19 protein-coding genes are annotated in these 21,249 nt (G+C 58.5%); 5 read left to right on the plus strand and 14 right to left on the minus strand.

The window, feature by feature from the left end:
- The 13 genes from atpD to mioC form a co-directional block, all read right to left on the minus strand.
- Window positions 1-1,389 carry a F0F1 ATP synthase subunit beta gene (gene atpD / locus G5229_RS17310; protein ID WP_026455856.1) on the minus strand — a complete coding sequence of 463 codons (1,389 nt, stop codon included), beginning with the start codon at window positions 1,387-1,389 and terminating at the stop codon, window positions 1-3.
- A gap of 33 nt (window positions 1,390-1,422) precedes the next feature.
- Complete coding sequence (gene atpG / locus G5229_RS17315; RefSeq protein WP_041210471.1) at window positions 1,423-2,289, minus strand: F0F1 ATP synthase subunit gamma; 867 nt, start codon at window positions 2,287-2,289, stop codon at window positions 1,423-1,425.
- A gap of 42 nt (window positions 2,290-2,331) precedes the next feature.
- Window positions 2,332-3,873 (minus strand): F0F1 ATP synthase subunit alpha, encoded by a 1,542-nt coding sequence (gene atpA / locus G5229_RS17320; protein WP_421209795.1) that lies wholly within the window; start codon window positions 3,871-3,873, stop codon window positions 2,332-2,334.
- A 15-nt stretch (window positions 3,874-3,888) separates the two neighbouring features.
- The gene (atpH, locus tag G5229_RS17325) at window positions 3,889-4,422 is read right to left on the minus strand and encodes a F0F1 ATP synthase subunit delta (RefSeq protein WP_204480539.1); all 534 of its coding nucleotides are present in this window, start codon (window positions 4,420-4,422) and stop codon (window positions 3,889-3,891) included.
- A gap of 13 nt (window positions 4,423-4,435) precedes the next feature.
- Window positions 4,436-4,906: a F0F1 ATP synthase subunit B gene (atpF, locus tag G5229_RS17330; protein WP_204480536.1), complete on the minus strand. Its 471-nt coding sequence runs from the start codon at window positions 4,904-4,906 to the stop codon at window positions 4,436-4,438.
- Between the two features lie 55 nt (window positions 4,907-4,961).
- Window positions 4,962-5,204: a F0F1 ATP synthase subunit C gene (gene atpE / locus G5229_RS17335; protein ID WP_005307205.1), complete on the minus strand. Its 243-nt coding sequence runs from the start codon at window positions 5,202-5,204 to the stop codon at window positions 4,962-4,964.
- Window positions 5,205-5,262: 58 nt separating this feature from the next.
- Complete coding sequence (gene atpB, locus G5229_RS17340; protein ID WP_216952488.1) at window positions 5,263-6,045, minus strand: F0F1 ATP synthase subunit A; 783 nt, start codon at window positions 6,043-6,045, stop codon at window positions 5,263-5,265.
- A gap of 8 nt (window positions 6,046-6,053) precedes the next feature.
- Window positions 6,054-6,464 (minus strand): ATP synthase subunit I, encoded by a 411-nt coding sequence (locus G5229_RS17345; RefSeq protein WP_216952492.1) that lies wholly within the window; start codon window positions 6,462-6,464, stop codon window positions 6,054-6,056.
- 190 nt (window positions 6,465-6,654) lie between these two features.
- Window positions 6,655-7,563, minus strand: a complete 909-nt coding sequence (locus G5229_RS17350) for a ParB/RepB/Spo0J family partition protein (protein WP_005342343.1) — start codon at window positions 7,561-7,563, stop codon at window positions 6,655-6,657.
- Window positions 7,560-8,363, minus strand: coding sequence for a ParA family protein (locus G5229_RS17355; RefSeq protein WP_005357226.1), 804 nt, complete (start codon window positions 8,361-8,363; stop codon window positions 7,560-7,562). Before G5229_RS17355 ends, G5229_RS17350 begins: the two co-directional genes overlap by 4 nt.
- A gap of 26 nt (window positions 8,364-8,389) precedes the next feature.
- Window positions 8,390-9,016, minus strand: coding sequence for a 16S rRNA (guanine(527)-N(7))-methyltransferase RsmG (gene rsmG, locus G5229_RS17360; RefSeq protein ID WP_216952496.1), 627 nt, complete (start codon window positions 9,014-9,016; stop codon window positions 8,390-8,392).
- A gap of 8 nt (window positions 9,017-9,024) precedes the next feature.
- The gene (mnmG, locus tag G5229_RS17365; RefSeq protein ID WP_042656905.1) at window positions 9,025-10,914 is read right to left on the minus strand and encodes a tRNA uridine-5-carboxymethylaminomethyl(34) synthesis enzyme MnmG; all 1,890 of its coding nucleotides are present in this window, start codon (window positions 10,912-10,914) and stop codon (window positions 9,025-9,027) included.
- Between the two features lie 509 nt (window positions 10,915-11,423).
- Window positions 11,424-11,873 carry an FMN-binding protein MioC gene (gene mioC / locus G5229_RS17370; RefSeq protein ID WP_181363335.1) on the minus strand — a complete coding sequence of 150 codons (450 nt, stop codon included), beginning with the start codon at window positions 11,871-11,873 and terminating at the stop codon, window positions 11,424-11,426.
- A 395-nt stretch (window positions 11,874-12,268) separates the two neighbouring features.
- Between mioC and G5229_RS17375 the strand changes: the two genes are divergently transcribed.
- From G5229_RS17375 to fhuB, 5 genes are all read left to right on the plus strand, one after another.
- Entirely contained in the window at window positions 12,269-14,365 is a 2,097-nt protein-coding gene (locus tag G5229_RS17375; RefSeq protein ID WP_421209798.1) for a TonB-dependent siderophore receptor, read from the plus strand.
- A gap of 79 nt (window positions 14,366-14,444) precedes the next feature.
- On the plus strand, window positions 14,445-16,091 hold the full coding sequence (locus G5229_RS17380) for a multidrug ABC transporter permease/ATP-binding protein (protein ID WP_421209800.1): 1,647 nt from the start codon (window positions 14,445-14,447) through the stop codon (window positions 16,089-16,091).
- Window positions 16,092-16,137: 46 nt separating this feature from the next.
- Window positions 16,138-16,902: an ATP-binding cassette domain-containing protein gene (locus G5229_RS17385; protein WP_421209802.1), complete on the plus strand. Its 765-nt coding sequence runs from the start codon at window positions 16,138-16,140 to the stop codon at window positions 16,900-16,902.
- Between the two features lie 34 nt (window positions 16,903-16,936).
- Window positions 16,937-17,821 carry an ABC transporter substrate-binding protein gene (locus G5229_RS17390; protein WP_421209860.1) on the plus strand — a complete coding sequence of 295 codons (885 nt, stop codon included), beginning with the start codon at window positions 16,937-16,939 and terminating at the stop codon, window positions 17,819-17,821.
- Window positions 17,818-19,800 (plus strand): Fe(3+)-hydroxamate ABC transporter permease FhuB, encoded by a 1,983-nt coding sequence (gene fhuB, locus G5229_RS17395; protein ID WP_421209804.1) that lies wholly within the window; start codon window positions 17,818-17,820, stop codon window positions 19,798-19,800. The genes G5229_RS17390 and fhuB overlap by 4 nt, the downstream gene beginning before the upstream one ends.
- A gap of 73 nt (window positions 19,801-19,873) precedes the next feature.
- Here the strand turns inward: fhuB and mnmE are convergent, their stop codons facing one another.
- Window positions 19,874-21,235, minus strand: coding sequence for a tRNA uridine-5-carboxymethylaminomethyl(34) synthesis GTPase MnmE (mnmE, locus tag G5229_RS17400; protein WP_421209806.1), 1,362 nt, complete (start codon window positions 21,233-21,235; stop codon window positions 19,874-19,876).
- Between the last annotated feature and the right edge of the window lie 14 nt (window positions 21,236-21,249).

Below are 21,249 nucleotides of genomic sequence, written 5' to 3' on the forward strand. Positions count from 1 at the left end.
TTACAGTTTCTTGGATTTCTCGACGACTTCGTCGATACCGCCAACCATGTAGAACGCCTGCTCGGGCAGATCGTCATACTCGCCTTTCAGGATGCCCTGGAAACCACGGATGGTCTCTTTCAACGGCACGTATTTACCCGGAGAACCGGTAAACACTTCTGCAACGAAGAACGGCTGGGACAGGAAACGCTCGATCTTACGGGCACGGGCTACGGTCAGTTTGTCTTCTTCTGACAGTTCATCCATACCCAGGATGGCGATGATGTCCTTCAGCTCTTTGTAGCGCTGCAGTACGGTCTGAACGCCACGAGCGGTCTCGTAGTGCTCCTTGCCAACCACCAGCGGATCCAGCTGACGAGAGGTAGAGTCCAGCGGGTCAACGGCCGGGTAGATACCCAGTGCCGCGATCTGACGGGACAGTACGACGGTCGCATCCAGGTGGGCGAAGGTGGTCGCCGGAGACGGGTCAGTCAAGTCATCCGCAGGAACGTAAACGGCCTGTACGGATGTGATGGAACCGGTCTTGGTGGAGGTGATACGTTCTTGCAGAACACCCATCTCCTCGGCCAGGGTCGGCTGGTAACCTACTGCGGAAGGCATACGGCCCAGCAGTGCGGATACTTCGGTACCGGCCAGGGTGTAACGGTAGATGTTGTCCACGAAGAACAGCACGTCACGACCTTCGTCACGGAACTTCTCGGCCATGGTCAGGCCGGTCAACGCTACGCGCAGACGGTTTCCGGGCGGCTCGTTCATCTGACCGTAAACCAGAGATACTTTGTCCAGTACGTTGGACTCCATCATCTCGTGGTAGAAGTCGTTACCCTCACGGGTACGCTCACCTACACCGGCGAATACAGAGTAACCACTGTGTTCGATCGCGATGTTACGGATCAGCTCCATCATGTTTACGGTTTTGCCTACACCGGCACCACCGAACAGACCAACCTTACCACCCTTGGCGAACGGACATACCAGGTCGATAACCTTGATGCCGGTCTCCAGCAGCTCGGTGCTGTTGGACTGATCTTCGTAGCTGGGGGCTTCACGGTGGATTGACCAGCTCTCTTCTTCACCGATCGGGCCTTTCTCGTCGATTGGCTCGCCCAGTACGTTCATGATCCGACCCAGTGTCGCAGTACCGACCGGAACCTGGATGGATTTACCGCTATTCATTACTTCCAACCCACGACGCAGACCGTCGGAGGAACCCATGGTGATGCAACGAACGACGCCGCCACCGATCTGTTGCTGAACTTCCAGCACCAGACCCTGGCCTTGACCTTCGCTAACGACCTTCAGTGCATCGTACACCTGGGGCACGGCATTCTGCGGGAACTCGATGTCCACTACAGCGCCGATGATTTGGACGATGAAACCGTTACTCATGTCAAATCCTCTAAACCTTTGATAACCCTTGCCTTACACCGCAGCAGCACCGGATACGATCTCTGTCAGCTCCTGGGTAATACTGGCCTGACGGGCCTTGTTGTATACCAGTTGCAGATCGTTAATCAGGTTACCGGCGTTGTCAGTCGCGGCTTGCATGGCAACCATTCGGGCTGCCTGTTCACTGGCCAAGTTTTCCACTACACCCTGGTAGACCTGAGATTCGACATAGCGAACCAGCAGGGTATCCAGCAGCTTCTTGGGATCCGGCTCATAGAGGTAATCCCAGTGGTGTTTCTTGGCGAGCTTGCTGTCTTCAGTTACGGGCAAAGGCAGCAGTTGATCGACCCGTGGTTGCTGCACCATGGTGTTGACGAACTTGTTGTACACCAGATACAGCTTGTCAATCTCACCGTTGTCGTAAGCCTTCAGCATGACCTTGACTGAACCAATCAGGTCATTGACGCTCGGGTTATCGCCCAGTCCTGCGACGTGAGCTTTCACCTTGGCGCCGTGCCGTTCAAAGAAGTTGGAGGCTTTGTTGCCGATCAGAGCCAGGTCAACCTTGGCACCTTTCGCGCTCCATTGCTTCATATCATTGAGGGCAGCCTTGAACAGGTTGATGTTCAGACCACCACACAGGCCACGGTCGGTGGAGACGACGATGTAACCCACTCGCTTGACCTCACGTTCGATGAGGTAGGGGTGCTTGTATTCCAGGTTCCCCTGAGCGATATGGCCGATCACCTTGCGCATGGTTTCAGCGTACGGACGGCTGGCAGACATGCGATCCTGCGCACGGCGCATTTTGCTTGCTGCCACCATTTCCATAGCGCTGGTGATCTTTTGAGTGTTTTTAACACTCCCGATCTTGTTACGTATCTCTTTTGCGCCGGCCATCTCTTCTCTCCATCAGGTGGCAGCTTGTGCTGCCACACTCGCTTACCAGGTCTGGGTTGCCTTGAAGTCATCCAGCAACGCAGTCAGCTTGCCAACGATCGCGTCGTTGTAGTCAGCCTTGGCATTGATTTCAGCCATCAGCTCAGCATGCTGGGTATCGGCGAAAGAGAGCAGAGCGGCTTCGAAGTCGAGGATCTTGCTCAACTCGACATCAGAGAGATAGCCTTTTTCCGCGGCGAACAGCACCAGAGACTGGTGAGCCACGCTCATCGGAGAGTACTGCTTCTGTTTCATCAGTTCGGTCACTTTCTGACCGTGGTCCAGCTGCTTGCGAGTTGCATCGTCCAGGTCGGAAGAGAACTGGGCAAAGGCAGCAAGTTCGCGATACTGGGCCAGCGCGGTACGGATACCACCGGACAGCTTCTTGACGATCTTGGTCTGGGCGGCACCACCCACACGGGATACGGAGATACCCGGATCAACCGCAGGACGAATACCGGCGTTGAAAGACTGGGAAGTCAGGAAGATCTGACCATCGGTGATGGAGATCACGTTGGTCGGAACGAACGCGGATACGTCGCCCGCCTGGGTTTCGATGATCGGCAGCGCGGTCAGAGAACCGGTTTTGCCCTTCACTTCACCCTTGGTGAACTTCTCTACGTACTCGGCGTTGACGCGAGCTGCACGCTCCAGCAGACGGGAGTGCAGATAGAATACGTCGCCCGGGAATGCTTCACGTCCTGGCGGACGGCGCAGCAGCAGGGAGATCTGACGATATGCAACGGCCTGCTTGGACAGGTCATCATAAATGATCAGGGCATCTTCACCGCGGTCACGGAAGTACTCACCCATGGAGCAACCTGAATACGGAGCCAGGTATTGCAGGGCAGCCGCTTCGGAAGCAGAGGCAACCACTACTATGGTGTTGGCCAGGGCACCGTGCTCTTCCAGCTTGCGCACCACGTTGGCGATGGTGGAGGCCTTCTGGCCAATCGCAACGTAGACACACTTAATGCCGGAGTCTTTCTGGTTGATGATGGTGTCGATCGCAATGGCAGTTTTACCTACCTGGCGGTCACCGATGATCAGCTCACGCTGGCCACGACCGATAGGGATCATGGAGTCGATGGCTTTCAGACCGGTCTGGACAGGCTGGTCAACAGACTTACGCTCGATAACGCCCGGGGCAATCACTTCTACCGGAGAGAAGCCATCGTGCTCGACCGGACCTTTACCGTCGATAGGCTGACCCAGGGTGTTGACCACCCGGCCCAGCAGACCACGACCGACCGGCACTTCCAGAATGCGGCCAGTACCTTTTACTTTCATCCCTTCGGCCAGATCGGCATAGGGACCCATCACTACGGCACCAACGGAGTCACGCTCCAGGTTCAATGCCAGAGCGTAGCGGTTGCCCGGCAGCTCGATCATCTCACCCTGCATGGCATCGGCCAGGCCGTGGATACGAATGATACCGTCACTCACGGAGACGATGGTACCTTCGTTACGCGCTTCGCTCTTTACATCAAACTGCGCAATGCGCTGCTTGATCAGCTCGGCGATTTCAGTGGAATTCAGTTGCATGCTCTAATACCCCAATCAAGATTGCAGCGCGTCAGCCATGCGATCCAGCTTGCCGCGGACAGTTCCGTCGATAACCAGATCACCGGCCTTGATGAGCACCCCGGCCATCAAGGACGCGTCGATGCTGCAATTCAGCTTCACTTTGCGCGCGAGACGTTGTTCCAGAGAAGCCTGAATATTGGCTTTCTGCTGGTCGGTCAGTGCAATCGCCGAAATAACGTCAGCCTGAACTTCTTTGTCCAGTTCAGACTTGAACACCACAAATTCGGCAACGACCGCCGGCAGCACACCCAAGCGACCATTCTCTGCCATTACCCGGATCAGGTTCTGGCCATGCTCGTCGAGTTGCTCCCCGCAGATGCTGACAAACAGTTTTGCCAGCTCGTCGGCAGCCACAGAGCCGTTAACCAGGGAGTGGATGGTCTCGTTCTTCACTACTTCCGCAGCGAAGCTGAGCATCCCCAGCCACTGATCAACCGCCTTGTGCTCAACGGCAAACTCGAAAGCAGCCTTGGCGTAGGGGCGAGCGATTGTAGTCAGTTCAGACATAGCCCCGTTCCCGTTACAGTTCAGCTACCAGTTTGTCGACGATGTCGCTGTTGGCAGCCTGGTCGATTTGGCGCGCCAGGATCTTCTCTGCACCCGCAATGGCAAGAGCAGCAACCTGCTTGCGCAGTTCCTCTTTGGCACGATGACGTTCAGCTTCAATCTCGGCACGGCCTTGAGCCAGGATTTTTTCCCGCTCAGCCTGAGCACCGACAGTTGCCTCATCAATGATCTGGGCCTTGCGTTTGTTGGCCTGTTCAATGATTTCAGCAGCCTGCAGCTTGGCTTCTTTCAGCTGATCGACGGCGTTGGCCTTGGCCAAATCCAGATCTTTCTTGGCTCGTTCGGCAGAAGAGAGACCGTCAGCAATAGCTTTCTGACGGGCTTCGATGGCAGCCATCAGCGGCGGCCATACATACTTCATGCAAAACACAACGAAGAAGAAAAAAGCAATTGCTTGGCCGAGGAGGGTGGCGTTGATATTCACAGCCGATGTCCTCTTTAGTTAGTTAATGGGTTATGCCTGGAGATGTCGTAACGACTTAGCCAGCAACCGCAAACATCACATACAGACCCAGACCAACGGCGATCATCGGGATCGCATCCACCAGACCCATTACGATGAAGAACTGGGTACGCAGAACAGGGATCAGATCAGGTTGACGAGCAGCACCTTCCAGGAACTTGCCACCCAGAATACCGATACCGATGGAAGCGCCGATAGCAGCCAGACCCATCATCATTGCAGCAGCGATGTACAGCAGGTCCATGTTCAAGTTTTCCATGAGGATCTCCATTTATTTAGATGTAATTGATTGTATAAAAAGGATTATTTGAGTCGCATCAACCATGGTCTTCCTGTGCCATCGACAGATAGACGATGGTCAGAACCATGAAGATGAATGCCTGCAAAGTGATGATCAAGATGTGGAAAATTGCCCAAGGCACGGACAGGATCCACTGTGACCACCAGGGTAGCAAACCCGCAATCAGGATAAAGATCAGTTCGCCAGCATACATGTTGCCGAACAGTCGAAGACCCAGAGAGACCGGTTTGGATACCAGCGTAACAGTTTCCAGGATGAGGTTAACCGGGATGGCCGCCGGGTGGTTGAAAGGCTGAAGCGTCAGCTCCTTCACAAACCCGCCGATACCCTTGACCTTGATGCTGTAATACAGGATCAAGAAGAACACGCCCAAAGCCATGGACATGGTGATGTTAACGTCAGCAGAGGGAACCACACGCAGATAGGGAATACCCATCAATTGTGCAGCGTGAGGGATAAAGTCAACGGGGATCAGATCCATCAGGTTCATCAGGAAGATCCAGACAAACACAGTCAACCCCAAAGGTGCGATGACCTTGTTGCGACCATGAAAGATGTCTTTGACGTTACCATTCACAAACTCGACCAGCATCTCCACAAAGCACTGCAGCTTACCCGGCACCCCGCTGGTAGCGTTAACGGCTACTTTGCGGAACAGCAGGATAAACAGGGCGCCTAGCACGACGGAGAATACCATTGAGTCGATATTCACCGTCCAGAACCCGGACCCGACTTGAAGGTGGGTCAGGTGGTGGGAGATATATCCCTGAGGAGTCAGGACTTCTCCGGTTGCAGACATGAGTTTTCCTAATAGTGGTTGTTAAGCGTGAATGAGACTATCCACTGTACAACGAGGGCGAGGATATAAGTGGCGAAAAACGAGACGGTAACGACCTCGACTTTCGCACCAAACAACAGAGCAAACAGACCTGCTGTCGAAACGAGCTTAATCCCAGCCCCACCATAAAAGTCCCGCAAAACCAGGCCCACACTCTCGGTTGTCACCTTGCGGCGCAGCACCCAGACAGTAAACAAGGCTTGAGGAACCCAGTACATCCCCCCTCCGTAAAGGGCGGAATAACCGGCGCTGGCACTAATCTGATAAAACCAGACAGCACTCATCGCCAGGATCAGGATGAGCTGACAAACGAGCATAACCCAGGCTAGCGTAAAACCTTCCAAGGCTATTTTCTGCTTCACCAACCTACCCCTGAACATTACAGAACTGTAAAAAATCGGGATCCGAAGACCCCATGTTAACAGCTCTTAAAGCCGGTCAAATTATACCCTTGAGGGCCGCTATTGCAATATGACAAAAATCCTTAATTTTTGCGGCTTTCCGCGGCAAATCAAGGTTATGGCCATATCAAAAGGAATGGATGTTTTATTACTACAAAAAGCGTAAGAATCACGATTCTGACACGCCAAAATAGCCCAATATACGGTCCAAATCGGATAAATTCTCGTAACTTATTACTAACTTTCCGCTATCCCGCTTGCCAGGCTGAAGTTGCACCTGATTGCCAATTTTTTCTGCCAGTTGGCGCTCCAGGTAGCCGATCTGCGGATCACGGGCCGGTTCGACCCTGGCTTTTGCCGGTTCAAGCGCTTTTTGCACCAGCTTCTCGGTATCGCGTACAGTCAGCCCTTTCTGGGCAACCAGCTTGGCCAGTTCGGACTGAGCCTGACCGCTCAGGGCCAGCAGGGCTCGGGCATGACCCATGTCGAGGTCGCCATGCTCGACGAAACGCTTCACGTCGTCGTTGAGCTGGTTGAGACGCAGCAGGTTGGTCACCGTGGTGCGGGACTTGCCCACCGCCTCGGCCACCTGCTGGTGGGTGAGTTCGAATTCGGTCAGTAGTCTTTGTAAAGCGACCGCCTCTTCGATGGCATTGAGGTCTTCCCGCTGGATGTTCTCAATCAGCGCGATGGCAACGGCAGCCTCGTCGGGTACATCCTTGACGATGCAGGGCACCACCTCGAGCCGCGCCAGCTGGGACGCGCGCCAGCGCCGCTCACCGGCAATTATTTCGAAGGATTGTTCGCCGAGAGGGCGTACCACGATGGGCTGGATCACCCCCTGAGCGCGGATGGAGTTGGCAAGCTCTTCCAGTGCATCCTGGGACATATCCTTGCGGGGCTGGTACTTGCCGGACTGCAACCACTCCACCGGCAGCTTGCGCAGCTCGCCCTGATTGGTGGGGGCCATGGCCTCTTCAGTACGTTGATCGCTCATCACCTGTTTCTGGCGGGCAGCCGTGCTGGTACTGAGCAGGGCATCCAGCCCCTTGCCCAGTCCACGTTTTTTCGGAGTCATATGCTCTCTCGGTCTGCGATGGTCGCCTGACGTTCCTGCTCCTGGCGGCGCAGGATCTCGCCAGCCAGTGCCAGGTAGGCCTTGGCGCCCACCGATGATTTGTCATAGTGCATGGCCGGGGCACCGAAACTCGGGGCTTCAGCCAGTCTAACGTTGCGGGGAATGATGGTGCGGTAGACTTTGTCACCAAAGTGCTGTTTTAGCTGATCGGACACATCATTGGCCAGCCGGTTGCGGTGATCGAACATGGTGCGCAGCACCCCTTCGATCTTGAGCTCCGGATTGACCACGGCGGCCAGCTTGCTGATGGTGTCGACCAGGGCGGTGAGCCCCTCCAGCGCGTAATATTCGCATTGCATGGGCACCAACACGGAGTCGGCGGCGGCCATGGCGTTCACGGTCAGCATGTTGAGAGAGGGCGGGCAGTCGATGAAGACGTAGTCGTATTTGTCCCGCACCGAAGCCAGCGCATTGCGCAGGCGGATTTCGCGGGCGAAAAATTCCATCAGACGGATTTCGGCCGCGGTCACGTCGGCGTTGGCGGCGATCAGGTGATACCCCCCGGTGGTTTCGGGGATGATCACTTCGCTGATGGGGGCATCCTCGATCAGCAGCTCATAGGCGGTGCGCTCGACGTCATACTTGTCGACACCGCTGCCCATGGTGGCATTGCCCTGCGGATCCAGATCGATCACCAGCACCTTGCGCCGGGTGGCAGCCATGGAGGCGGCCAGATTCACACAGGTGGTGGTTTTACCTACTCCACCCTTCTGGTTGGCTATGGCGATGACTTTTCCCACACGATCCCCTAAATGAAACTGCGACCCTATTCGGGCTGGATATGTTTGAATTCCAGCAGATGACGTTCGCCTTCCAGCTCCGGCACCCGCAGCTCATGACAGGCTACCAGACGGATATTGGCAGGCAACTGGGCCAGCTCCTCTGCGGGATATTGTCCCTTGAGCGCGAGGAAGCTGCCCTGTTCTGACGGCAGGTGGTGACACCAGCTCAGCATGTCCTCTAGCGAAGCGAACGCTCTGCTGAGTACACCATCAAACCCGACTTCGGGTTGATACTCTTCCACCCGGGATTTGATCGGCGTCACATTGGTCAACCCCAGCTCCAGAATGACCTGGCGGATGAAGTTGATCCGTTTGCCCAGACTGTCTAGCAGAACGAACTGCTTGTCCGGATTGATGATCGCCAGCGGCAATCCCGGCAGGCCGGGACCGGTCCCCACGTCGATGAAGCGCTCACCGTGCAAGTGGGGGCTTACCACCAGGCTATCGAGGATATGCTTGACCAGCATGGCGTCCGGATCTCGCACCGAGGTGAGATTGTAAGCCTTGTTCCACTTGTGCAGCAACTCGACCAACTGCACCAGTTGGCTCTTTTGGGTATCGGTGATAACAATTTCGGCCTGCTTGAGCAGGCCGTTCAATCTTTCCAACATGGGATTCCTCAGGCGGTTTTACGCAGCAGGCCGTGTTTTTTCAGGTGAACCAGCAGGATGGAGATGGCCGCCGGGGTGATGCCGGAGATGCGGGAAGCCTGACCAATGGTCTGCGGCTTGGCATCGTTCAGCTTGGCTTTCACCTCGTTGGAGAGGCCGTTCACCTCGCGATAGTCCAGATCCAGCGGCAGCAGGGTGTTCTCGTTGCGCAGCTGCTTTTCCACTTCATCGTGCTGACGCTCGATGTAACCGGCGTACTTGATCTGGATCTCAACCTGTTCGGCCGCAGCAGGATCGGTCACGGAAGGGCCGACACCCTCGATGGCCATCAGCGCATCATAGGTCACCTCGGGACGACGCAGCAGCTCTTCCAGACTCTGTTCGCGGGTCAGCGGGGTGTTGACCAGGGCGTTGACCGCTTCCAGTGACGGATGTTGCGGGTGGATCCAGGTTGAACGCATGCGCTGACGCTCCAGCTCGACCTGTTCCATCTTGGCGTTGAATTTGCCCCAGCGCTCGTCATCCACCAGACCCAGCTCGCGACCGATGGCGGTCAGACGGATATCGGCGTTGTCTTCCCGCAGCAGCAGGCGGTATTCGGCGCGGCTGGTGAACATGCGGTAAGGCTCGCGGGTCCCCAGGGTGGAGAGATCGTCCATCATCACGCCCATGTAGGCCTGATCCCGACGCGGGTTCCAGGGATCCTTGTCCTGGGCACGCAGCGCGGCGTTCAGACCGGCCATCAGGCCTTGTGCCGCCGCCTCTTCATAACCGGTCGTACCGTTGATCTGGCCAGCAAAGAACAAGTTTGGAATGCACTTGCTCTCCATGTTGGCCTTAAGATCCCGCGGATCGAAGAAATCATATTCGATGGCATAGCCGGGGCGGGTGATGTGGGCGTTCTCGAAGCCGCGCACAGAACGGACGATCTGCACCTGCACGTCAAACGGCAGGCTGGTAGAGATCCCGTTCGGATAGAGTTCGTGGGTGGTCAGGCCTTCCGGCTCGACGAAGATCTGGTGCGCCGTCTTGTCGGCGAAACGGGTGATCTTGTCTTCGATCGACGGGCAGTAGCGCGGGCCGATCCCCTCGATCACCCCGGCATACATGGGGCTGCGATCCAGGTTATTGCGGATCACCTCGTGGGTACGCTCGTTGGTGTGGGTGACGTAGCAGGGCACCTGACGGGGATGCTGGCTGGCATCGCCGATAAACGAGAAGACGGGGCGCGGATCGTCGCCGTGCTGGGCCTGCATCACAGAGAAATCGACGCTGCGAGCATCGATGCGCGGCGGGGTGCCAGTCTTGAGACGATCGATGCGCAGCGGCAGTTCACGCAGGCGCTGGGCCAGAGCGATCGAGGGAGGATCCCCGGCACGACCGCCCTTGTAGTTTTCCATCCCGATGTGGATCAAACCATTCAGGAAGGTACCGACCGTCAGCACCACAGTCTTGCCGCTGATGCGGATCCCGCTCTGGGTGACCACACCGGCAACACGATCCCCATCCATGATCAGATCGTCACAAGCCTGCTGGAAGATCTTCAGGTTCGGGTAGTTCTCCAGCATCTGGCGAACGACAGCCTTGTAGAGCAGGCGATCCGCCTGGGCACGAGTGGCTCGTACTGCCGGGCCCTTGGAGGAGTTGAGGGTGCGGAACTGGATCCCGCCAAGATCGATGGCACGCGCCATGATCCCGCCGAGTGCGTCAACTTCCCTGACCAGGTGTCCCTTGCCGATCCCGCCGATCGCCGGATTACAGGACATGTGTCCCAGCGTATCGATATTGTGGGTCAGCAACAGGGTGTTCATGCCCATACGGGCTGCCGCTGTTGCTGCTTCGGTTCCGGCATGACCGCCACCGACGACGATCACATCAAATTGTTCATGGTATTGCATTGGGATCACCTTGATCTGCACGCCTGAAGATCTTTATTTGCCTAGGCTAAAGGGCGGAACATTCTATCTGTTTCGCGTCCTGAGGGGAACGTCTACTTAACGTTCAGTATGAAGGGAGGATCCACTAATTAGATCTTAAGGATCTTTAGATCGATCTTTTACTGGATCTCTTATTAGGATCCGCCCTTTCTGTTGATAAGCACTTTTTGATCATAAAGATCATTAATTTAAGGACGATCCTAGCTTGTGGAAAAGCTTGGATCCTGGCCCGGTGAACGAGGGGATAACCAGGACTTTTATACACAGAGGTCTGTCGGTCTGGATCTAATACATGGATAACTATAGGTTTTGCAGAGCTTTACACCGTAGTTATGCACATTACCCCTGGGCGTTGTGGGTAACCTTGTAGAACAACTCCCCCGGATCAATCTGTTAATAACATGGTGGATAGTCGATCTGGGGATAAGTGGGGGAGATCAAGCTTTTCTTCAGGATCTCCCGTACGCTGATCAGGCGATCATCGTCATCCAGTCGCGGATCCACACTTCTGCGGCATCTTCGGGGATCTCGTGTTGGGTCACATCGATGTCGAGCCGCTCGCCGATCCGGCTGGCACCGCACTCGGCCAGCAGCCGATCCAGCGTCTTGCCACCTTGGCAAAAGGTGTCATAACTGCTGTCGCCAAGGGCGATCACGCCATATTTCAATGAATTAAGATCCGGATTCTGCTCGGCAAGATCCTTGGCGAAGGGTTGCAGGTTATCGGGCACATCCCCGGCACCATGGGTGGAAGTGACCACCAGCAGGATGGATCCCGCATCATCCAGCACCTCTGCCAGCTTGGCCGGGTTGTGGATCCGGGTCTGGTGGCCAGCCTGTTCCAGCAGGTTGGCGACGTGGTCTGCGACATATTCGGCGGCGCCCAGCATGGAGCCGACGACGAGATTGAGTTTGGCCATGGAATGGATCCTGATTTCAGACAAAGAAACGGAAAGCCGGATTCTACCGCCAAAGGGTGTGGATAAATATGGATAAAGCTTGGGGATAATGGATCCAGTCAGATAATGCCACCGGATCCATCCTGCCGATCTTTTTTCTGCTTCTTTATATTCCTCTCCATTTTCTTCTCCGCTCATAGCTCTCCTGATGGCTCCCATCTCCCGCGGAATTCTGCCAACGATGCAGTCAGATAACAATGTAGATGCAAATGATTAGCAATTATTGAATCGATTCGATCACGGCTCCTGTAGTAGGATTGCGCTGCTTTATTCGCCCATGGAACAGGGTGATGTCGTGACAAACGACCAAAAATAACAATTAAAACAACATAACTCATTGATAAACGAGACTTTATATGATTGCGCAAAAATACACTACAGGACCCGGCAAGAAGGGCGCCTTCGGCGTGCTTTCGCTCTCCGGTTTGCTCGTCTCCCTGCCGCTGATGGCCGAACAAACCACCGCTGAGCTGCCCAAAGCCAGCGAAACCATGGTGGTGACAGGTACGGCCATGAAGGTGGAAGTGCCGATGGCCGAGACCCCTCGCGCCGTCTCCGTGGTTAATCGCGAGGAACTGGATCAGCACGCCGTGTTGCAGCTGGATGAAGCGATTCGCTACCGTTCCGGCGTATTGACCGGCCTCTATGGCTCAGACAACAACACTGACTGGTTCAAGGTGCGTGGCTTCGATGCCGCCTCTTATCTGGATGGCAACCGGTTGTTTGGCACCGGCTACTACGTCTGGACGCCGGAACCGTTCGGTCTGGAGAGTGTGGAAGTGCTGAAGGGGCCAGCCTCGATCCTTTACGGTGAGGCACCTCCGGGTGGGGTGATCAATGCCATCAGCAAGCGGCCGACCGCCACGCCGCAAGGGCAGGTGGATCTGCAGCTTGGCAGCCGGGATCATCGTCAGGTCGGGGTGGACGTCTCTGACGCGCTCTCCGACAACAGCCGCTACCGCATGGTTGCTCTTTATAAAGAGCGTGATGGCGTGCTTACCGGCACCTACAACGATCGGGTTTATCTGGCGCCGAGCGTCACCTTCGATCTTTCGGATCGTACCAGCCTGACCCTGCTGGCCAGTTTTCTGCACGACGAAGGGGTCCCGACCAACGGCTTCTTCCCGGTCTATGGCACCCTGAATACGTCAGGTGGCCAGATTGATCCCTCCACCAACCTGAGCCAGCCGGATTACGATCGCAACCGCAATACCCAGATCTCCACCGGTTACGAGCTGGCCCACCAGCTCAACCAGACCTGGGAGTTCAAGCAGAACGTACGCTTCAACTACAACGATCTGCTGCTGCGCCAGACCTATATCTTCCCGACCTATGAAGGCACAACTGCCAGTCGTGGCCTGGTTTACCGTGATGGCAATACCAAGAGTGCCACCATGGATAACCAGATGGTGGGCTACTGGAACACCGACAGCACCGAGCAGACCTTGTTGCTGGGAGTTGATCTGCAGCGTCATGTCAATGAAGGGGTCGAGGCCGACAACTACGGTATGGGCTCCATCAATACCATGAACCCGGATTACAGCGGCTTCCCCGGTTTTGATGAGTCGACTGCTACTCACCAGAAGAGCAGCAAGGGCCAGAGCGGCCTCTATGCCCAGCACCAGATCCGCTGGGACGATCGCTGGTTGTTGACTGCCGGTGGCCGTTTTGACTATGTGGAGACCCACAACACCAATACCAGCAAGGACGAGCGCCAGTACGATCACGAGCTATCCCTCTCGGGCAGCCTGATGTATCTGGCTGACAACGGCCTCTCTCCCTACTTTGCCTATGCCGAGTCGTTCGAGGTGCTGCCGGGGATCGATCCCAACACCAAGAGTTCCTACAAGCCGCTCAAGGGCAAGCTCTACGAGACCGGCGTGAAGTATGCGCCTGCCTTCCTCGACGGTTACATCAATCTGGCGCTGTTCGATCTGGCTCAGACCAACTCGCTGGTCTCTACCGGTTCCGGCCAGCAGACCCAGGCGGGTGAAGTGACCTCTCAGGGGGTTGAGCTGGAAGGGAGCGTGCAGGTGACAGATGCGCTGCGTCTGACCGCTGCTTATACCTACACAGATGCCAAAACCAACGACACCGGCAGTGGCGATCGCCGTGCCAGCCTGATCCCTCGCCACCAAGCCTCCTTCTGGGGCAACTACAAGGTGCAGCAAGGGGTGGCTTCGGGTCTGGAGCTGGGTACCGGTGTACGTTATACCGGTTCCAGCGTGGGTATTGGCGCCGTGAATGCGGACTATACCCCCATCTACGGCTCTGCCGAGGTGCCGGCCCATACCGTCTGGGATGCGATGATCGGGTATGACTTTGCCAAGAACTGGCGTGCCCAGCTCAACGTCAACAACCTGCTGGGTGAAACCTACGTGGCCAGTTGTGACTACTACTGCTACTACGGCGAGCCGCGCAGCGTAGTGGGCAGCATCAACTACCGCTGGTAATCGAAGTCGGGTGGGAACCAGATTCCCGCCCTTCTTTTCACCCGCAGTTGTTCTGATCTCTCTGGAATACCGGTCCGTTATGGAACTCTTTTCTCTGGTTTATCGCCAATATCGTTGGCCCTTCATCGCCATTACCCTGCTCAGTCTGCTCAGTGCAGTCAGCGGGATTGGCGTCATTGCCTTTATCAATCTGTCTCTTATCGAATCTATAGGTGATCCGCTGCCGATCCTCGGTCAGCTGGTCGGCCTGATTGTGTTGCTGCTGGTGATCACACTCGGATCTCAGCTGGCCCTGACCACTCTCGGTCACCATTTTGTCTACCGGTTGCGCGGCCGTCTGCTCAAGCAACTGCTGGATACCGATGTCGCCCGCATCCGCCAGATTGGTCAGGGGCCGCTGCTGGCCTCCCTCTCCAGCGATATCGGCCAGATCACCATCGCCTTCGTGCGCCTGCCTGAGCTGGTGCAGGGGCTGGTGCTCACGCTGGGTTCTGCCCTCTATCTCGGCTGGCTCTCTCCGGCCCTGCTCGGGGTGACCGCGCTCTGGGTCACCGTCACCATGGTGGTGGGCTGGTTGCTGGTGAACCGTGTTTATCGCCATCTCTCCCACATGCGTCAGGCCGAAGATCGGCTCTATCAGAACTATCAGGCCATCATCGCCGGCAGCAAGGAGCTGGCGCTCAACCTCGAGCGGGCTCACTTCGTTTACCACCAGCTCTATGAGCAAAATGCCCGTGACTACCGCCAGCAGATCATTCGCGCCGACACCTATCACCTGAGCGCGGTGAACTGGTCGAATATCATGATGCTGGGGGCCATCGGTCTGGTCTTCTTTCTGGCCAACGGCCTTGGCTGGGCCAACACCAATGTGGCCGCCACCTTCGCCCTGACCCTGCTGTTCCTGCGCACCCCGCTGTTGCAGGGGATTGGCGCCCTGCCGACCCTGCTTGCCGCTCAGGTGGCGTTCGACAAGATAGCCGCCCTCAATCTGGCCGAGCCGGATGCGGACTTCCCGCTGCCGCCCGCCATCCGCCCCTGGCAGCGTATCGAGTTGGAGCAGGTGAGCTTTCACTATCAGGGGGAGGGCGGTTTTGCCGTCGGCCCCATCGATCTGGTCATCGAAAAGGGGGAGCAGATCTTCATCATCGGTGGCAATGGCTCCGGCAAGTCGACCCTGGCCATGCTGCTGATCGGCCTCTATCAACCGGTATCGGGCCGCATCCTGTTGGATGGTGAACCCGTCACCGATCGCAACGGCTATCTGGCGCTCTTCTCCGCCATCTTCACCGACTATCACCTGTTCCAGCACCTGCTGGGGCCGGAACCCAAGGATGAGCTGGTGGCCGAGTGGCTGGAGCGGTTGCAGATGGGCAGCAAGCTCACCATCAAGGATGGCTTTATCGCCGATATCGATCTCTCCCAAGGGCAGCGCAAGCGGGTCGCCCTGCTGCTGGCGCTGGCCGAGCAGCGCGAGGTGATGCTGTTTGACGAGTGGGCTGCGGATCAGGATCCCCAGTTCCGCCGCATCTTCTATCAGGTGCTGTTGCCGCGCCTCAAGGAGATGGGCAAGACAGTGATTGCCATCAGTCACGACGATCACTACTTCCCGCTGGCAGATCGCCTGCTGGAGATGCGCCAGGGCCAGCTCACTGAGCTGACCGGGGCGCGCCGCGCCGCAGTGAGCCGCGATGCGATCGCCCATCTGGATTGCGAGGTGCCGGCTTGATACCGGCACCGATGAGACTGGCGGCAAGCCAGCACAGGAATTGCTTATGTTCGAGATGAAATCAGCCAGCTTCACGGTCAATGACCGCACGCTGCTGCACCCCACCGACCTGCGTTTTGAGCAGGGACAGGTCTATGGCCTCATCGGCCACAATGGTTCGGGCAAATCGACCCTGCTCAAGCTGCTGGCACGCCAGCAACCCTTGAGTGATGGAGAGATCCTGTTCGATGGCAAGCCGCTACCCGAATGGGGCAACCGGGAGTTCGCCCGTCAGGTGGCCTATCTGCCCCAGCATCTGCCGAGCGCTGAGAATCTGCTCGGGCGGGAGCTGGTGGAGATGGGCCGCTATCCCTGGCGCGGCCTGCTGGGCCGGATGGGGGCGGAGGATCACCGCCAGGTCGATCGGGCCATCGCCCTTACCCATACCGAACGCTTTGCCGATCGGCTGGTGGATACCCTCTCCGGCGGCGAGCGGGGGCGGGTCTGGCTGGCGATGCTGCTGGCCCAGGAGAGCCGTTTTATCCTGCTGGACGAGCCGCTGGCCGCGCTGGATGTGGCCCATCAGGTGGAGGTGCTGACGCTCGTCAAGCAGTTGAGCCGTCAGCTAAACCTTGGGGTCATCATCGTCATTCACGACATCAATATGGCCTCCCGCTTCTGTGATCGGCTGGTGGCGCTCCACTCCGGCCGCCTGCTTACCCACGGTGAACCTGAGGGGCTCATGACCAGCGAGACCCTGCACGCTATCTATGGCATTCCGATGGAGGTCATTCGCCACCCGGCTCATGCTCATCCCATCGCCATCGTCTGACCGGGGGGCTCTCTTGAACCGTTTATTGAAGAAGATGGCACCCTGCCTTATTAGCCTGCTGCTGCCACTAGCGGCGCAGGCCGACACATCCCCGATCGCCTCTGCATCGCTACCCCGTATCGCCACTGTCGACTGGACCATAGCCGAAACCCTGCTGGCGCTCGGGGTGACGCCGCTGGCGGTGGGGGATGTTGGCCCCTATCAGGCATGGGTTGGCGAGCCACGGCTACCCGCCGGGGTGGTGGATATCGGCCTGCGCACCCAGCCCAACCGTGAGCTGCTGACGGAGCTCAAACCCGATCGCATCCTCATCTCGCCGCTGGCGGCCCCGCTGGCGCCAACTCTTTCCCGCATCGCGCCGGTGAGCACCATCGCCCTCTATGATGGGCAAACCGATCTGTGGCAGCGGTTGCACGAGGTGACCCTGACCCTCGCCCGTATGGTGGGCAAAACCGCCGAGGGCGAACGGCTGCTGGCCGGGCTGGATCGGGATCTCGCCAGTATGCAGGCCAGATTGCCTGCGGATCTGTCGCCCCTGCTGGTGGTGCAGTTTATCGATGAGCGCCATGTGCGGGTGTTTGGTCGCCACAGCCTGTTCGATGCGGTGATGACGCGGCTTGGGCTGCGCAATGGCTGGCAGGAGCAGACCAATGACTGGGGTTTCTCGGTGGTCAGCATCGAGCAGTTTATGACCTTGCCAACCGCGCGGCTGGTGGTGGTCGATCCCATCCCGGTAGGGGTGAGTGAACGGCTGCAGGAGCCTGGGCTGTGGCAGCATCTGCCGCTGGTTCGGCAGGCACCTGTGCTGCATCTGCCTGCGGTCTGGAGTTTTGGCGGCGTACTTGCCGCTCGCCGTTTCGCCGGTCTGCTCAGTGATGCATTGCTGCAAGATGCCGAGCGTATGGGGGCGAGCCGATGAAGCGACTGCTCACATCGCCGCTGCTGCGACCGGTCTCGATCCTGCTGGGGTTGACCCTCTCGCTCGCGTATTGGGAGCTGGCTCGCCAGCTGCCCGGTGCGATCTGGTGGCAGAGTATCTTCGCCCCCAATCTGGATGACGTCAGCCAAGCAGTGGTGCATTTCAGCTGGCTGCCCCGTTTGGTGGTCACCCTGCTGGCTGGGGCGGCGCTCGGGCTGGCAGGTACCCTGATGCAGCAGGTGCTGCGCAATCCACTCGCGTCACCCACCACTCTTGGGGTTGCCTCCGGCGCCCAGCTGGCGCTGATGATGGTGACCCTGTTTGCCCCCTCCTGGTTGCTGTTGGGGCGGGAGTGGATCGCCATGGCCGGTGGCAGCCTCGCGATGGCACTGGTGTTTGCTCTGGCCTGGCGTCGCCAGCTCAATCCGGTGGTCATCGTCTTTGCCGGGCTGGTGATCAACCTCTATCTGGCGGCCATCAGCATGGGGCTCTTGCTGTTCTTTCAGGAGGAGCTGAAAGGCTTGCTGGTGTGGGGCAGTGGCTCGCTAGTGCAGAACAGCTGGAGCGGGGTGAGTTACCTGTTACCCCGCCTGCTGGTAGCCGCTGCGCTGGCCGTTGTGCTGGTACGCCCGCTGGCAGTGCTGGAGCTGGATGATGCCAGCGCCCGCAGTCTGGGGGTCTCCCTTCAGCATCTGCGTTTTGCCGGACTTGGACTGGCGGTGTTTGTCACCGCTTGCGTGGTGAGCGTGGTGGGGCTGATCGGCTTTATCGGGCTGGCCGCACCCGCCATGGTGCGGCTGCTCGGGATCCGCCAGCTCGGCCAGCAGCTGTTGTGGGCACCGATCCTCGGCGCCCTGCTGCTGGCAGCGACCGATCTGCTACTGCAGAGCCTGAGCCGCTTCTGGCCAGTCTTGATCCCCACCGGCGCCATGACCGCCCTGCTGGGGGCGCCGCTGCTGCTCTGGCTGATCCCGCGCCTTGGCATCAAGTCGGGTACGCCTAAGGCTAACGCCGCCCTGCTGGTGGCCCGCCATCCGGCACCGGCTCGCCTTATCGGCCTGTTGCTGGTCGGGTTGCTGCTGGCCGTGGTCGCCTCCCTGCTGGTTGGGCAGGGAATGACGGGCTGGAGTTGGCCGAGCTGGCTCCGCTGGCAGGCCCAGCTGGAGTGGCGGCTGCCGCGCTCTCTGGCGGCGGGGGCGGCTGGCGTGCTGCTGGCGCTGGCGGGCACCCTGTTGCAGCGGGTCAGCAACAATCCTATGGCGAGCCCGGAGCTGCTGGGGGTGAGCGGCGGCACCTTTATGGGGGTGATTGCCACGGCGCTGCTGCTGCCCGCGTTGCCTTTGCCGCTGATGCTGGCCGGTGGCCTGCTCGGTGCCTTCGGCTGCCTGTTGCTGCTGGTGGTGGTCAATCGCAAGCACGGCTTCCAGCCGGAGCGGATCCTGCTCTCAGGTATTGCCATCACGGCACTGTTTGAACCGCTGCAGGCCATCGCGCTGGCCAACGGTGACCTGCGGGTGCAGCAACTGCTCTCCTGGATGTCCGGCTCCACCTACTACGTCACCCTGCCGGTGGCCTATGGGTTGGTGGGGCTGGCGCTGTTAATGCTGGCTGGTTGCCTGTTGGTGAGCCGCTGGCTCGATCTGATGCCGATGGGGGCGGCGGTAGCCACTGCACTCGGTATTCGCCTCAACCGTGCCCAGCTCGCCATCCTGCTGCTGGTGGCTGTGCTCACTGCCAGCGCCACCCTGGTGGTCGGGCCGCTCTCATTCGTCGGTCTTCTGGCGCCACATATGGCCAAGCTGATGGGTCTGGTGCGGGCTCGCTGGCACCTGCTTGGGGCCGCCGCTTCCGGTGCCCTGTTGATGGTATCGGCGGACTGGGTCGGCCAGCAGATCCTCTTCCCGCAGGAGGTGCCGGTCGGACTGGTCTCCACCCTGTTAGGGGGCGCTTACTTCATGTGGTGCCTGCGTCGCCTCTAGGTTGGCGGACAAAAAACGCACAACAAAAAGCCCGGGATGAACCCGGGCTTTTTGTTGCCTGCTGTGCGGAGAGTTACTTGCCGATGCAGAAGCTGGAGAAGATACGGCCCAGCAGATCGTCGGAGCTGAATTCACCGGTGATCTCGGAGAGGGACTCCTGTGCGAGGCGCAACTCTTCGGCCACCAGCTCGCCAGCCACGAACACTTCCAGTTGCTCTTTGGCCACCAGCAGGCGCTCGGCGGCGCGCTCCAGCGCATCCAGATGGCGGCGGCGGGCCATAAAGCCCCCTTCGGTGTTGCCCTGGAAGCCCATGCAGGCTTTCAGGTGCTCGCGCAGGGCAGGCAGCCCCAGCTCGGTCTTGGCGGAGATACGGTAGACGGCGTGGCCCAGCTCCTGGCTCGGTGCCAGATCCTCGCCGGTCAGGTCGGCCTTGTTGCGAATGACGGTGAGGCCGATGTTTTTTGGCAACCGATCAACAAATTCCGGCCAGATCTCTCGCGGGTCAACCGCATCCGTGGTGGTGCCATCCACCATAAACAGCACCCGATCGGCCTGTTCGATCTCGGCCCAGGCGCGCTCGATACCGATCTGCTCCACCTTGTCCTGAGTGTCGCGCAGACCGGCGGTGTCGATGATGTGCAGCGGCATGCCATCGAGATGGATATGCTCGCGCAGCACGTCGCGGGTGGTACCGGCAATCTCGGTGACGATGGCCGACTCACGGCCCGCCAGGGCATTTAGCAGGCTCGATTTGCCGGCGTTGGGACGACCGGCGATCACCACCTTCATCCCTTCCCGCAGCAGGGCGCCCTGTTTGGCTTCCCCGCGCACGTCGTCCAGCTCGGACATGATGCTGTAGAGGTCGCCCGCCACCTTGCCGTCGGAGAGGAAGTCGATCTCCTCGTCCGGGAAGTCGATGGCCGCTTCCACATAGATGCGCAGCCGGATCAGGCTCTCCACCAGTTGCTGGATTTTGCTGGAGAACTGCCCCTGCAGGGAGTGCATGGCGCTGCGGGCGGCCTGTTCGCTGGAGGCTTCGATAAGGTCAGCGATAGCTTCGGCCTGGGCCAGATCCAGCTTGTCGTTGATGAAGGCGCGCTCGCTGAACTCGCCGGGGCGGGCAGTGCGGATGCCATCGATTTTCAGAATGCGGCGGATCAGCATGTCCATGATGACGGGGCCGCCGTGGCCCTGCAGCTCCAGCACATCCTCGCCGGTGAAGCTGTTGGGGGCTTTGAACAGCAGGGCGATGCCCTGATCCAGTACCTGGCCTTGCTCATCCTTGAACGGCAGATATTCGGCGTAGCGCACCCGAGGGAGCTTGCCGAGCACTATCTCGGCGACCTGTTCGGCGGCGGGGCCGGAGACCCGGACTATGCCGACGCCACCACGGCCTGGCGCGGTGGCCTGGGCCACGATCGTATCTGTTGTCATCTTGCTTGGCTCGT

Origin of the sequence: Aeromonas sp. 602396 (assembly GCF_049173735.1) — a bacterium.
GTDB classification, from domain to species: domain Bacteria; phylum Pseudomonadota; class Gammaproteobacteria; order Enterobacterales; family Aeromonadaceae; genus Aeromonas; species Aeromonas veronii_A.